Annotated in this window: 14 protein-coding genes; 4 read left to right on the top strand and 10 right to left on the bottom strand. The window is 46.3% G+C overall.

The genetic code is table 11. The features are described from left to right. Position 1 precedes the first annotated feature (1 nt). Positions 2-1093 carry a chorismate synthase gene (aroC, locus tag FTU69_RS01805; RefSeq protein WP_016658184.1) on the top strand — a complete coding sequence of 364 codons (1092 nt, stop codon included), beginning with the start codon at positions 2-4 and terminating at the stop codon, positions 1091-1093. Between the two features lie 362 nt (positions 1094-1455). Here the strand turns inward: aroC and FTU69_RS01800 are convergent, their stop codons facing one another. The 8 genes from FTU69_RS01800 to FTU69_RS01765 all read right to left on the bottom strand — a co-directional run bounded on the left by FTU69_RS01800 (position 1456) and on the right by FTU69_RS01765 (position 7485). Continuing rightward, positions 1456-1758, bottom strand: a complete 303-nt coding sequence (locus FTU69_RS01800) for a cyd operon YbgE family protein (protein ID WP_005177656.1) — start codon at positions 1756-1758, stop codon at positions 1456-1458. 3 nt (positions 1759-1761) lie between these two features. Continuing rightward, the gene (gene cydX / locus FTU69_RS01795; RefSeq protein WP_002120988.1) at positions 1762-1863 is read right to left on the bottom strand and encodes a cytochrome bd-I oxidase subunit CydX; all 102 of its coding nucleotides are present in this window, start codon (positions 1861-1863) and stop codon (positions 1762-1764) included. A gap of 26 nt (positions 1864-1889) precedes the next feature. Further along, on the bottom strand, positions 1890-3035 hold the full coding sequence (cydB, locus tag FTU69_RS01790; protein WP_180087971.1) for a cytochrome d ubiquinol oxidase subunit II: 1146 nt from the start codon (positions 3033-3035) through the stop codon (positions 1890-1892). After that, positions 3032-4618: a cytochrome ubiquinol oxidase subunit I gene (locus FTU69_RS01785; protein ID WP_180103390.1), complete on the bottom strand. Its 1587-nt coding sequence runs from the start codon at positions 4616-4618 to the stop codon at positions 3032-3034. Before FTU69_RS01785 ends, cydB begins: the two co-directional genes overlap by 4 nt. Beyond that, positions 4618-4809 carry a cytochrome oxidase putative small subunit CydP gene (cydP, locus tag FTU69_RS01780; RefSeq protein WP_005177663.1) on the bottom strand — a complete coding sequence of 64 codons (192 nt, stop codon included), beginning with the start codon at positions 4807-4809 and terminating at the stop codon, positions 4618-4620. Before cydP ends, FTU69_RS01785 begins: the two co-directional genes overlap by 1 nt. A gap of 703 nt (positions 4810-5512) precedes the next feature. Beyond that, positions 5513-6130, bottom strand: coding sequence for an OB-fold-containig protein (locus FTU69_RS01775; RefSeq protein ID WP_016658183.1), 618 nt, complete (start codon positions 6128-6130; stop codon positions 5513-5515). A 27-nt stretch (positions 6131-6157) separates the two neighbouring features. Continuing rightward, entirely contained in the window at positions 6158-6466 is a 309-nt protein-coding gene (locus FTU69_RS01770) for a Rieske (2Fe-2S) protein (RefSeq protein WP_171065079.1), read from the bottom strand. Positions 6467-6480: 14 nt separating this feature from the next. Next, the gene (locus FTU69_RS01765; protein WP_180087973.1) at positions 6481-7485 is read right to left on the bottom strand and encodes an adenosine kinase; all 1005 of its coding nucleotides are present in this window, start codon (positions 7483-7485) and stop codon (positions 6481-6483) included. A 136-nt stretch (positions 7486-7621) separates the two neighbouring features. Between FTU69_RS01765 and FTU69_RS01760 the strand changes: the two genes are divergently transcribed. The 3 genes from FTU69_RS01760 to FTU69_RS01750 all read left to right on the top strand — a co-directional run bounded on the left by FTU69_RS01760 (position 7622) and on the right by FTU69_RS01750 (position 12324). Beyond that, positions 7622-8071 carry a GNAT family N-acetyltransferase gene (locus FTU69_RS01760; protein ID WP_005177673.1) on the top strand — a complete coding sequence of 150 codons (450 nt, stop codon included), beginning with the start codon at positions 7622-7624 and terminating at the stop codon, positions 8069-8071. 145 nt (positions 8072-8216) lie between these two features. Beyond that, positions 8217-11156: an insulinase family protein gene (locus FTU69_RS01755; protein ID WP_075167736.1), complete on the top strand. Its 2940-nt coding sequence runs from the start codon at positions 8217-8219 to the stop codon at positions 11154-11156. 22 nt (positions 11157-11178) lie between these two features. Next, positions 11179-12324 (top strand): phospholipase A, encoded by a 1146-nt coding sequence (locus FTU69_RS01750; protein WP_005177679.1) that lies wholly within the window; start codon positions 11179-11181, stop codon positions 12322-12324. Positions 12325-12395: 71 nt separating this feature from the next. Here the strand turns inward: FTU69_RS01750 and FTU69_RS01745 are convergent, their stop codons facing one another. Both FTU69_RS01745 and FTU69_RS01740 read right to left on the bottom strand, forming a co-directional pair. Beyond that, entirely contained in the window at positions 12396-13760 is a 1365-nt protein-coding gene (locus tag FTU69_RS01745; RefSeq protein WP_160243229.1) for a TrkH family potassium uptake protein, read from the bottom strand. Between the two features lie 11 nt (positions 13761-13771). After that, positions 13772-14422 carry a TrkA family potassium uptake protein gene (locus FTU69_RS01740; protein WP_005177682.1) on the bottom strand — a complete coding sequence of 217 codons (651 nt, stop codon included), beginning with the start codon at positions 14420-14422 and terminating at the stop codon, positions 13772-13774. Positions 14423-14460: the final 38 nt, after the last annotated feature.

Genomic DNA, 14460 nt, shown 5'->3' with positions numbered 1-14460 from the left:
CATGGCAGGTAATAGTATTGGACAACTTTTCCGTGTCACGACTTGTGGTGAATCGCATGGTGTAGGCCTGATGGCCATTGTCGATGGTGTGCCGCCGGGCCTGGAACTGACTGAAGCCGATTTACAGCACGATTTGGACCGCCGTAAGCCGGGAACTTCCAAATTTGCAACCCAACGTAAAGAGCCGGATCAGGTTGAAATTATTTCTGGGGTATTTGAAGGTAAAACCACCGGTACCCCAATTGGCCTGTTGATTCGCAATACCGACCAGAAATCCAAGGATTATGGCAACATTGCCCAGACTTTCCGTCCGGGTCATGCCGACTACACCTATACTCAGAAATACGGTTTCCGTGATTATCGTGGCGGTGGTCGTTCCAGTGCCCGTGAAACCGCGATGCGTGTGGCTGCCGGTGCGATTGCCAAAAAATATCTGGCAGAAAAATTCGGGATTCTGATTCGTGGTCATGTGACCCAGATTGGCACCGAAAAAGCGGAAAAGCTGGACTGGAATGAAGTGCCGAATAACCCGTTTTTCTGTGGCGATGCCGATGCTGTGCCACGTTTTGAAGCGCTGGTGACTTCACTGCGTGAACAAGGCACCAGCTGTGGCGCCAAACTGGAAATTCTGGCCGAAAAAGTGCCTGTGGGCTGGGGTGAGCCGGTATTTGACCGTTTAGATGCCGATATTGCTCATGCCATGATGTCGATTAACGCGGTTAAAGGCGTAGAAATTGGCGATGGTTTTGCCGTAGCGGAACAGTTCGGTCATGAAACCCGTGATGAACTGACCACTCAAGGTTTCCTGGCCAATCATGCTGGCGGTATTTTGGGCGGTATTTCCAGTGGTCAAACCATTCGTGTAGCGATTGCGCTTAAACCAACCGCATCTATTACCACACCGGGTAAAACTATTACTATTGATCGTGAAGATACCGATGTACTGACCAAAGGCCGTCACGATCCATGTGTGGGTGTGCGTGCTGCACCAATTGCGGAAGCGATGCTGGCGATTGTGCTGATGGATCATTTCTTACGTCACCGTGCACAAAATGCCGATGTGGTGGCGCCATTTGCACCGATTGAGCCTTAATTATCCCAGATTAAAGAAGCCGGACTGAATGTCCGGCTTTTTTTATGGCGATAGGTTGTATCCGTTTGAAATCGCCTAAGAAATACCGCGATCAATGAGATAAATACAGAAGTTGATTGAGCTTGAATCTAAATATTGGTTGCTTTATCACCACCTTAAATTAAGCATCCATATAGACATCAATTCAGATATAAATAAAAAGCGGGGTTGGATAAAAATAGATTTTAATTTTTAAAAGAGATCGGGCTGATCTTTTTTAAAGGATGTGGGAAATCATCTTGTGATGAAATTGTGCTGATCCCATTTTGTATCAGAATGGATCTCCCAGAAATTAAAAAGCTCCCCGAAGGGAGCTTGTTTCATCAAGAAAAGAACCAGGTGTAATAGCCCCAGATCATTAATGGCCAGGCCACAAATGGACTAAACAGCCATTTCCACAGCCAGAAACGTGGGACAAAACCAACACCATGGATAAATCCGCCGGAAATGCCAATCATGATGTACATCATGGCACTGTGGCTGTAATTGCCATCGGCATCCAACATGGCAGCTGGATGAAGTAATAACACGGCTGCCAATGGAAAGGCCAATAAGCAAGAAATGACCATCGCAAGTTTATTCGGTTTTTTTTCGATTACTGGAGTTTCCATTACAACCTCTGTCATGACTTATTCCTCATCCAGGTCTTGATGATGCTCGATATAGAGCGCACTCAGTACACCTGCAAAACAGGCCATCAAAATACCGAGAATCCAAGCAAAATACCACATAATCTTTACTCCTTTAGAGCATAGCCTTAGTACAGGCTATGCGAATTCTCTTTGATGTGTTTGTTGGTAATCACGCCCCACATCTTGTAGTAACACCAGGTGGTGTACAGCAAAATGATTGGCACAAAAATACAGGCTGCAACAGTCATTACCGTTAAAGTATTTTGACTAGATACCGCATCCCACATGGTTAAGCTAGATACAGGATCTATGCTCGATGGCATCAGGAATGGGAACAGTGCAAAACCTGCAGTCAGAATCGCACCTGTTACTGCCAGTGCAGAACCAGTGAAGCTTAAACCTGCTTTACCTTTAGAGGCTGCCAGAATCACAATGATACCGCCTAGAATACCCATAATTGGCGCAATCATGGTGATCGGGTAAGCCGAGTAGTTGTTCATCCAGCCCGGGTTGGCATTAGTCATCACTTCTTTGGCTAACGGGTTTGCAGCGCTACCGGTGTCATATGGTGTAACCAGGGTATAACCTTGGATGCCACCGAAGTATAACCATGCACCTGCCAGCAGGAAGCAGACCAGGAACACGATACCGCTGATTTTGGTGGCTTTGGCAGAACGCTCGCGTAAAGCACCATCGGTACGTAACATTAACCATGCACCACCATGCGCACACAGCATGGCCAGACTCATGATACCGCAGACCAAAGCAAACGGGTTAAGCAGGGCAAAGAAGCTGCCGGTGTAGTTGGATCGTACAGTCTCATCCAGTTCAAAAGGTACACCTAAGAACATGTTACCGAACGCTACGCCAAATACCAGCGCAGGTACTGCACCACCGATACATAGACCCCAGTCCCAGGCAGTACGCCATTTAGTGTTTTCCAGCTTGGAGCGGTAGTCAAAGCCGACCGGACGCAGGAATAGCGCAAACAGGACTAAAAGCAGCGCCCAGTACATGCCCGAGAAGGCAGTTGCATACACCATTGGCCATGCAGCAAATAGTGCACCACCAGCAGTAATGAACCAGACCTGGTTACCGTCCCAGTGTGGGGCAATCGTATTGATTGCCGCACGACGTTCTTCATCATTTTTTCCAACGAATGGCATGATCGCCATCGAGCCCATATCGAAACCATCGGTGAGGGCGAAACCGATGAGCAGTACGCCCACCAGTACCCACCAGATGATTTTGAGTAATTCATATTCGATCATGCTTGAGTCTCCTCAGATGCTTTTTTGGCAGCTTCCAATTTTTCGAAATGGTATTTGCCGGTATGTAACGAGCTTGGACCAAGACGAGAGAATTTAATCATCAGGTACATTTCAATGATCAGCAGTACGGTATAGAACGATGCTAATGCAATGATTGAACCCCATACATCGCCAGTACTTAAGCTAGATGCAGAGAGATACGTTGGTAGAACTTCACCAATAGTCCAAGGTTGACGACCTACTTCAGCCACATACCAGCCAGTTTGCGCAGCAATCCATGGTAGTGGTAGGGCAATCAGGGCGAATTTTAATAACCAAGGTTTGTTTTCTGCATTACGTTTTGCTACAGCCAGTGTTGCCAGAACGAACAGGAGTAGCATTAAGAAGCCAGAAGCCACCATGGCACGGAAGGCCCAGAACAAGCTTGGAACGTGTGGAATAGTGTCTGCTGCAGCAAGTTTGATTTGCTCATCAGTCGCATCTACCACGTTAGGTGTATATTTTTTCAGTAACAGGCCATAACCCAGGTTTTTTTGAGATTCATCAAAGGCCGCTTTGAGTTCTGGTGAGGTGTTACCTGCACGGAGTTGTTCAAGTTGCTGATAAGCCACCATACCGTTACGGATACGCACTTCATGCTGGGCAATCAGGTCTTTGATCCCGGTCACTTCTTCAGTGGTTGAACGTGTGGCAATCAGACCCATCACATACGGAATTTTAATCGCATAATCGGTGGTCTGGGTTTCCTGATTTGGAATACCAAACAGGGTAAATGCAGCCGGTGCCGGATGAGTTTCCCATTCCGCTTCAATCGCAGCCAGTTTGGTTTTTTGGACATCGCCCAGTTCATAACCAGATTCATCACCCAGTAAAATTACAGACAGGGTAGATGCCAGACCGAAGATAGCCGCAATCGCGAATGAACGACGCGCAAATGGCAAGTCACGTTTTTTCAGCAGGTAGTAGCTCGAAATCGCCAGAACGAAAATTGCACCTGTAACATAACCGGCAGAAACGGTATGGACGAATTTAACCTGTGCCACCGGGTTGAAAATTAGCGCACCGAAATCAATCATTTCCATACGCATGGTTTCATAGTTAAACGCAGAGCCGACCGGGTTTTGCATCCAGCCGTTAGCCACCAGAATCCACAGTGCCGACATGTTTGAGCCCAAAGCCACCAGCCAAGTTACACATAAGTGCTGTACCTTGGACAGACGATCCCAGCCGAAGAAGAACAGACCAATAAAGGTCGATTCAAGGAAGAAAGCCATCAAGCCTTCAATGGCCAGCGGAGCACCAAAAATATCACCCACGTAGTGCGAGTAATACGCCCAGTTTGTACCGAACTGGAACTCCATGGTCAGTCCGGTAGTTACCCCTAAAGCAAAGTTAATACCGAACAGTTTTCCCCAGAATTTGGTCATGTCCTTATAAATTTCTTTGCCGGAAATCACATAGGTGGTTTCCATAATGGCCAGAATAAAAGCAAGACCAAGTGTCAGTGGAACAAAAATAAAATGATACATCGCGGTCATTGCGAACTGGAACCGCGAGAGATCGACCACGCTTTCAGAAATCATCAACGTGTCTCCTTGATTTGGGAAGGATTGCTGGCAATACGCTCAGCAACTTGAGAGTCAAAATTTTCAGGAATGGTAGGGGCATCGAACCAGATATTTTTAATCGCCATTAAAATAACAACCTTAATTATTAAAATGGCTGCTATTTCTCGGGTTACGCGACGGTTCAAATCTTTCGGGACTAAGCTCATAGAAACAAGCCTGTTTTTTAAACTGTGTCTTATATTATTAAACAAAATAATACAAAAAATAAATAGTCTGCACAGTTAAAATAAAAATATATTGTTTATGTATTAAAATACAATAATTTATAAAAAAGTTTTTTTAATTTTTAATCAAAAAAATTCCAGTTAAAAACCTGACTAAAACGCTTGTATTTATAATAATGATTATTCTGACTAAAATAGTGCGAATTAAAATTTAATTCTGACTAAAATAGTTATATTTGAAAATTTTGACGATTTTATTAAAAATTCCAGCTTTTAATTTTTAACTTTTATTCAATAGTTGGGTGTTAAAAAATGGCTGTAAGGCTTGAGGTGTAGGCATTTGCGCGGAAAACAATCAAGCACCAAAATGAAGCAATTTGTAGCAAATATGCACAATGAAGTGCGATAAAAGTGCAATAAGCAGCGACACGGAAAATTTCTTTTTTAGTCTTCAACCTGGAGGGCAGAGTGAACAATCACAACGAACAACCACAGCGATGGTCATAATGTGCAGAACAGCTGATCTTGAGGCCAAGAGAAAGTGAATCGAGCAGCTTAAACGGAAAGAACGAACGTACACGGCAAGGAAGAAGGGAAAGCTGCGAGATACATGGCGTTGTAGCTTTATCTTGGACAAAGTAAGGATGTGTATCTGACTCGTGGCTGAAAGATGAGCGAGCTTAAATCAGCTGCTAGTTTCGCCATAGAACAGATTGTTCGAGGCGGAAATTTTCTTGGCAATGTAATAGGATTTTTTTTGCCGGATTAAAATCACTTGTGCCTGAAATTCCAGTTCACCAAATTCCGGCTCGACCTGCACGTAATGCAGCTGGCCGTATTCATCCCGAACCCGGGCCTGAGCCGAAAAACCGGGACGGGCGTTGCCACTGGAAATGGTGGCCAGGCGGCCCAGTAAATTGACATGCTGAATGGTTTTTTGCGGTTTAATCACCTGATCCAGACAGTGAATCATAAACACGGTAAAAAACAGGGCAATGATAAGCGCCGGTAAAATCAGATAGTACGATGGAACAAAACTTTGCTGCTGCGAATAGAGCGCAAACTGCAGGAAATAGCCTGCAACACTAAAATTCAGGAGCAGAAACACGAAAATTAGCAGTTTGGAGAATTTGACATTGAGTAAGGGAGAGTCTAGCAGCCGCTGCGGAAAGAGCTGCTTGAATATCGCGCTGGGCTTGAGATTAAAATAATGCCCCACAATTTCCGCCAGGCTGAGCAAGACAAGCGCAATCAGACTTAAATGAAAAGGAATTAAGTCGATGTCTAATACAAACTCAAGCATGGCGTAACCTGCAGATGGGGCTTAAAATTATTCTGTTAAGTAAATTCCGCCATCAGAATGCACGGTAATCTCTACTTTTTCAAGTGCTTGACCTTGGCATGGGCCAGAAATACATTCCCCGGTTTCAACCACAAACAGCGCACCGTGGGTCGAACATTCAATAAATTCCTGATCCCGGTCTAAAAACTGGTTTTCCAGAAATTCAAGCTCGACCTGTAAATGCGGGCACAGGTTCTGATAGGCATAGAACATGCCATCGCGCTGGGTAATAAAAATGGTATCGCCATCTGGAAGCTCGAACGAGCGTGCTTCGCGTTCAGGGATATCTTCGGTCATGCAGATTTTATGCATTAGGCACATTCCTTGTTATAGCTCTGAAGAAGGGTTGCGTACTGTTCAACCTCTAGACGTGGGCCAAATTGTGATACTACTTCACTGGAAATTAAAATGGCCAGCTCGGCAGCGGCTTTAAAGCCAAGGTTGGCATTCAAGGCATACAGGAATGCACCGGCAAAGGCATCACCCGCACCATTGGCATCAATGGCATGCACCTGACGGCCTGCAACGCTAAAGGTATGTTGACCATCAAAAATCATTGCGCCTTGCGCACTCATTGTAATGACAACGTATTTGCTTTTTTGCTTCAGCTGTTCCAAAGCGGCTTCTACCGTGTCGGTGCCGGTATACATCATGGCTTCCTGTTGGTTACAGAACAGCAGGTCCACGCCATCATCGAGTAATTCATCTAAACCTTGACGCGCATATTGCACCATTGCCGGGTCAGATAAGGTTAAGGCAATTTGGGTCTGGTGAGCTTTGGCAATTTCGCGCGCCTGTTTTACCGCCTGACGTGCGCTGTCCGAAGTCGATAAATAACCTTCGATATACAGCCATTTCGCGGTTTTTAAGGGTTCAAAGTCAATTTGTGCATCGGTGAGTTCTGCAGTAATACCCAAATAGGTATGCATGGTGCGCTCAGAATCCGGGCTGACTAATACCATACAGGTTCCGGTTACGCCTTCACTGACCGATTTTGCGGTGGTGCGAATGCCCGCATCATTCAGGCCATTCAGGTAAATTTCACCCAAGTCATCATTACCTACGCGGCAGGCATAAAAGGCAGAACCGCCCAATGCGCTAAAGGCAACTGTTGTATTTGCAGCCGAACCGCCTGAAGCTTGACCTTTATAGCTTTGCGTTTGCTGTAAGTTGTTGTATAAATTTGCTTGGGTTTCGCCATCGGTCAGCTGCATGGTGCCTTTTTGCAAATTTTGTTGAGTAAGGAAGTCATCAGAGACTTGAAATTCCTGGTCAATGAGTGCATTACCAATTGCAAAGAGGTCAACAGTTGCCATGTCGTTCAATCACATCAAAAAATAAATGCTAAGTTTACACCAATGCTCAGGATTGCTGTAGATTTGTGAATAAAATTCATTTTTTAGACGGTTTTATTCATTGAGGAAAGTTAGTAAAGCAGATCAGGATAGTGAAATGAATATCGAGATAAAAGAAGCGCAAGGATTACCAGAGCAAATTGTCGAGCTTGAAAAACAGGCATCGAAAGAGGGTTTTGCTTTTGTACAGCGTTTAATTGATGAGTATCAGAGTGCCAAGAATCGTTTCGATCAGCCTGGGGAATTTTTACTTTTTGCTTATGATCAGGACAAGCTGATTGCCTGTGGCGGCCTGAACCAGCAGTGGAATGATCAGGAAGTGGAACAGGGAATTGGCCGGGTGCGCCGTTTCTATGTATTGCCTGAATATCGTAAACATGGCGTGGGCAAGCTGTTATTGCAATACTTAGAGAAAAAGGCACGTCCTCATTTTTCGGCCCTATGTTTGGATACCGAAACCAAATCTGCGGCGCATTTTTACCAGAAGCAGAATTATGTCTATGTCGAAAACCATCCCAATTATAATTATTTTAAATATTTGGTTTAAACGGCAGCATGAGCTTCGGACTGGGGTTTGAAAATTGCCTGGGTTGCAAATTTCTATAATTTTAGTCGGGATTTAAGCGTGAATTATATCAAGAACTAAAGCTATAATGGCTTTAGTTTTTTTATTTTGATGATTAGGAGATCGCATGACTGTAGATGTCACTGAAACCATTTCTCAAACCGTTCATCCTGCGTTTCAGTTGGTACGTCAACACCATGTTGAAGCCTTAGACATTTTAGTGTCTGAATATAAGCATCGGGTTACCGGTGCGGTACATTATCATTTGGCCACCAATCATGATGAAAATGTATTTCTGGTGGCATTTCGTACCCAGCCTATGGATTCCAAGGGCGAAGCGCATATTCTGGAACATACTGCACTGTGTGGCTCTGAAAAATTCCCGGTACGTGACCCGTTTTTCCTGATGATTCGCCGTTCATTAAACACCTTTATGAACGCCTTTACTGCAGCTGACTGGACAGCGTATCCATTTGCCACCCAAAACCAGAAAGATTTCCAGAACCTGCTGGAGGTGTATCTGGATGCAGCCTTTGCAGCCAACCTGAATCCACTGGATTTTGCCCAGGAAGGGATTCGTATCGAGCTGGAAAATGGTGAGCCTGTATATAAAGGCGTGGTCTTTAATGAAATGAAAGGCGCGATGAGTTCGCCTTCAGATCAGCTGTATCACCAGTTGGCACATCATTTGTTCCCGGAAACCACCTACCATTACAATTCCGGTGGTGACCCGAAAGATATTCCAGACTTAACTTACCAAGAGTTAGTGGATTTCTATAAATCCCATTATCACCCAAGTAATGCGGTATTTATGACTTTTGGTAATCAGTCAGCGTATGACTTGCAAGAACAGTTCCAGAGCTTGGCTTTAGCCAAGTTTGAACAGGGCGAAACCCTGTATTCAAAACCTGAGCGCCGTTTGGCTGCGCCAGTGACCGTAACTGAAAGCTATGCGGTCGATGCTGAAGATTTAAAAGACAAAACTTACCATGTTCTAAGCTGGTTATTGCCAGAAGCCAGTGATATTAAACTGCGTTTGGGCATGCGTCTGGTCGAAGGTGTGTTACTGGAAAACTCGGCTTCACCACTGCGTCATTATTTAGAAACCTGTGGTTATGCGCAATCAACCGGGCCATTTATGGGCGTGGATGATTCCAACTTTGAAATGACTTTCTTCTGTGCCATTCAAGGTTCTAATCCTGAGCATGCAGCAACCTTTAAAGAGGGCGTCTTCAAGGTACTGCAAGAAGTGGCGTCTAAACCGGTCGACAGCGATACTGTCAATGCCATTTTACACCAGATCGAGCTGCATCAGCGTGAAATTAACGGCGATGGTATGCCATACGGTTTAAGCCTGATTCTAAACGGCTTGAGCAGCGCGATTCACCATAGTGATCCGGTGCATGTCTGGGATGTTGACAGTGCCATTGAACAGGTTAAAGAAGAACTGAAAGATCCAATGTGGCTGTCTCAGTTGATTCAGCAGCACTTGATTGATAATCCGCATCGCGTCCAAATGACCTTGGTCCCAGATGCCAGCAAATCAGCCAAAGATGCCGAAGCTGAAAAAGCCCGTCTGGCTGAAATTGGTGCGCAGCTGACCGAAGCACAAAAAGCAGAAATTATCGCCCAGACCGAAGCGCTAAAAGTGCGTCAGGATACCCCGGATGATTTAAACCTGCTGCCAAAAGTCGGCCTCGAAGATGTGCCGGCAGAATTGCAAATTGTACAGGGGCAGCTACGTGAGATTATCTGCAACCGCATTGATACACCATTAAACCTGTATCATGCCGGTACCAACGGTATTTATTACCAGCAGGTCTTGGTGCGTATTCCCGATGAGATCGTGAAATCGCCTTATTTTAATCTGCTGTCGATTTTAATGGGTGAAGTCGGTGCCGGTGAATATGATTATCTGGAACTGCAACAGCTGCAAACTGCAGTGAGTGGCGGTCTGGGTATGGGGGCATCCTTACGCTCTAAGGTCGATGACAAAAACCGGATTAGTGCCTGGCTGACCTTAACCACCAAATCACTGGTGAATAATTTTGATGCCATCCGCCTGCTAAAAATTGCCTTTGAGCAACTGCGTTTTGATGAAAAAGACCGGATTATCGAGCTATTACAGCAACGTAAAACGCGCTGGCAGTCCCGGGTATCGGGTGCAGGACATAGCTATGCCATGCAGGCCGCTTCACGTAACCACAGTGCTTTAGCGCTGCGTGACTATCACAATACTGGTCTGGGTGCATTGAACTGGTTAAGCGAGCTGGTCAGCAAAATTGAACAGGATGATGCTGCTTTTGATGCGCTGATGGATGAGCTTAAGCTGATTCACAGTATGTTGCTGCAAGCGCCAAAACAGTTCCTGCTGGTCTGTGAAGAGCCACAATCAGACCGTTTGATTGAAGAAATCCAGACCGTGTGGGACAAGCTGGCAATTGAACCGCACGAGGCAGCTTTAACTCAAGTGCCTGTTGAAAATAACAATGCAGATGAAGCCTGGCTGATTCAGGCCAATGTACAGTTCTGTGCGGCAGCGTATCCTGCGGTGGAAGTATCGCATCCAGATGCAGCACCATTGATGGTCTTGGCGGCGTATTTGCGCAATGGCTTCCTGCACAGTGCCATCCGTGAAAAAGGCGGTGCCTATGGTGGCGGTGCCAGCTATGATGGCAATGCCTGCTCGTTCCGTTTCTATAGCTACCGTGACCCGCGTCTGGCTGAAACCTTTAAGGATTTTGACGCCAGTGTGGACTGGTTGCTGAATACCGAGCAGTTACCGCATCAGCTGGAAGAAGCCATTCTAGGTTTGATTGCCAGCATGGATAAACCAGGCTCTCCAGCCGGTGAAGCAATTACCGCATGTTATGCCTTACTGCATGCGCGCACCCCGGCCTTTAGAACCAAACTGCGTGAGCGTTTACTGGCGGTTACTTTAGATGATCTGAAACGTGTGGCCGATGTCTATTTGCGTCAGCAAACCCCGGTGAAATCGGTGGTGGCACCGGTGGCGAAACGTGAAGCGCTGCAGGAGCTAGGTTTCCAGATCAAACAAGTCAATTAAAAAAAACAATAGAGGAAGTTCTATGGCGTTCAATCCTGTTGAGCGCACAAGCTGGTCGCTGAGTGTTACTGCACTCAGCGCTTTGTTTGTGACACATGTACAGGCGCTGGAAGCAACGGTGGTCACCATTCCGCCGACACCGGAAGCCTGTGTGGCGCTGGAGTCCAATGCCGAGCGTTTAGCCTGTTATGATGCTTTATTCAAGCTGCCGGAAGCGGAAAAGGCAGATCTGGTTTCCGAGCGTCAGGCAGCGCAGCAATTGGCCCCTCCACCAGAAACCGTTAAAGAAAAAATTGTGGCCGGGGTGAACAACCTGTTTTCACTGGAAGGTTCACATATTGATCCGAACGTGTCATTGCTGGATAAACGCTGGGAACTGGCACCCGAAAGCAAGCTGGGCACCTGGAATATCCGGGCTTATCAACCGGTGTATCTGATGCCGGGCTTCTGGACCTCCGATAAAAACGAACGTCCATCCAGTCCGAATGAAAACAATACCGTTACTGAAGCGCAGCAGCAGAACCTGACATCAACCGAGGCCAAATTCCAGTTGTCACTAAAAACCAAAGCGGTTGAAAACCTGCTGGGCGATAATGGCGATCTCTGGCTCGGTTATACCCAGTCCTCACGCTGGCAGGTTTATAATGGTGAAGAATCACGCCCATTTCGTGAAACCAATTATGAACCTGAAGCCAGTTTAATGTTCAGAACCAATTATGAGATTCTGGGCTTGAATGGGCGCTTGTTAGGCCTGACCTTGAACCATCAGTCCAATGGCCGTTCCGATCCGCTGTCACGGAGCTGGAACCGGGTCATTTTGAATCTGGGCTTTGAAAAGAACAATTTTGCGCTGATGTTGCGTCCATGGTATCGCATTGAAGAAGACCGCAGTGATGACAACAACCCGGATATTAAAAACTATATTGGCCGTGGCGATATGCTGGCATTCTACCGCTGGAAAGATCATGATTTCTCGCTGATGTTACGGCATAGCCTAAAAGGTGGAGATGATGCGCATGGCGCTGCCCAGTTTGACTGGGTATTCCCGATTAGCGGCAAATTAAGAGGGCATTTCCAGCTGTTTGATGGCTATGGAGAAAGCCTGATTGATTATAACCACCGCGCGACCTATGTCGGCCTAGGTGTATCGTTAATGAACTGGTTCTAAATTCATGCACCCGCAAAAAGCCACTGTAGACAGTGGCTTTTTTAATTTCAGTTGATAACGGAACTCGCGCATCAACCAATCTGAATATCGGTGGTGGGATGTTGCAGGCGGCTGCGTTTAGGCGTGGCAATTAAATAGGCTAAGGTCAGTGGGCCTAAACGGCCGGCAAACATCAGCAGCATTAAGGCCACCAGACTTAAGGGTTGTAATTCTCCGGTAATCCCGCGAGACAAACCCACGGTACAGGCCGCAGAAACCGCCTCAAACAGCAGATCCATAAACTCATGTTCAGGTTCCAGCAGCAACAGGCTGAAAACCCCGGCAAAGACTAAAAATGCAGTAATTGACACCACAGCTAAAGCTTTAAAGGTGGTTTTTTCTGGCACTGAATAATTAAACACCCGCACTTCATCGGCGCGTCGTAAAAAGCTGATCACGCTTAATACCACAATAATAAAGGTGCCGACTTTAATGCCACCGGCGGTACTTAAAGAGCCTCCGCCAATAAACATTAGGAACATGGTCAGTAAATTGGAAGCATCACTCATGCTGGCAATATCCAGACTGTTAAAGCCGGAAGAACGGGGTACGGTAGCATGGAACCAGGCATTCCAGGCCTGATCGGTCAGGCTCATGGCGGCCAGCGTCGCAGGGTTACTGGCTTCGAGTAACCAGATGGTGATAAAGGCAAACAGGTTTAAACCCAGAATGGTGGAGAGGATCAGCTTGCTGTTGGCGCTGAGTTTATGCCAGCGCCGGGTTTTTTTAATATCCATTAGCACCACAAAGCCCACACCGCCAATAATGTAAAGCATGCTGATGGTAAAGGTAATCAGGTACTGGTCGGCAAAGCTCATTAAACTGTTGGGAAATAATGAAAATCCGCCATTATTAAAAGCCGAGACACTATAAAAGGCGGCATAGAAAAAGGCTTCCAGAAAATCGTAATCTTGCAACCAGGCCAGGGTCAGAATAAAGGTGCCGATGCCTTCAAAAAACAGCGAATAGAGTAATACGCCTTTGATGGTAAAGCCTACCGTCGCCAGACTGGTCTGACCGATGGTTTCCTGGGCCATCATCTGCTGTTTTAAGCCAATTTTTGGTGACAGGCTCATGGCAGCCAGAATCGCGAAAGTCATAAAGCCCAGCCCGCCACATTGCAGCAACAGCATAATCACAATCTGGCCAAATACGGTATAGGCCTCGCCGACATTGACCACCGACAAACCGGTAATGGTCACCGCAGAGGTGGCGGTAAATAAAGCCTGTAACCAGCTCAGGTCCCCCTCATGGGCAAAGGGCAGTTTAAGTAGCAAGGTCCCAATCACAATAAAGCTTAAAAATCCCAGTGCGAGCAGACTCGGCGGGCTTAAATTGACCGTGGTTGCTGTGCTGGGCTTCGCCGTATTTTTATAGGCAGTCTTATTCTTCGTCATGTGGTTCATGGCTATTTAAAATGCTTGGATAAGCGTTTCAGCTGTTCAACCTGGCCTTCAAGCACCAGAATATCGCCTTGCTGCATAATTAACTGCGGATCGAGGCTGAACTGAATCTCGCTGCCGCGTTTATGCAGCAGGGTTTTCACTTCTGGCGCATGACCGATAAACTCATGATAGCGCGTACCGTTTAAGGCTTCAGTGACTTCCACTTTGACAATAAAGTGGTCATCTTCCAGCGCCATATAGCGGCTGACCATCGGATAACTCAGTGACTGGGCAATGCGGACACCCATATCTTCTTCCGGATGAATAATTTTGCTGACCTGCAGATGGGTCAGAATCATGTGGTGGGCTTTGGACTTGGCTTTGACATAAATTTTTTCCAGCCCCATATTTTTCAGATGCAGCACACATAAAATACTGGCTTCAATATCTTCACCAATGGCCACCACCACCGCATCACAGTTCTGGATATTCAGCTCCTGTAGCACGTGTTCGTCGGTGGCATCGGCAATCACGGCGTGGGTAATTTCCTCGGCAATATTTTCCACATACTTTTTATTAATATCGATGCCAATCACATCATGTTTCAGGCTGACCAGTTGCGTGGCAACGGTGGCACCAAAACTGCCTAAGCCAATGACTGCAAATTGCGCCATAGTGTGTTCCTAATTACATTTTTATGGTTAGCGTGAAT

The organism is Acinetobacter sp. YH12134, from assembly GCF_013418555.1.
GTDB lineage: Bacteria > Pseudomonadota > Gammaproteobacteria > Pseudomonadales > Moraxellaceae > Acinetobacter > Acinetobacter indicus.
This window is presented reverse-complemented; position numbering and strand designations above follow the sequence as displayed.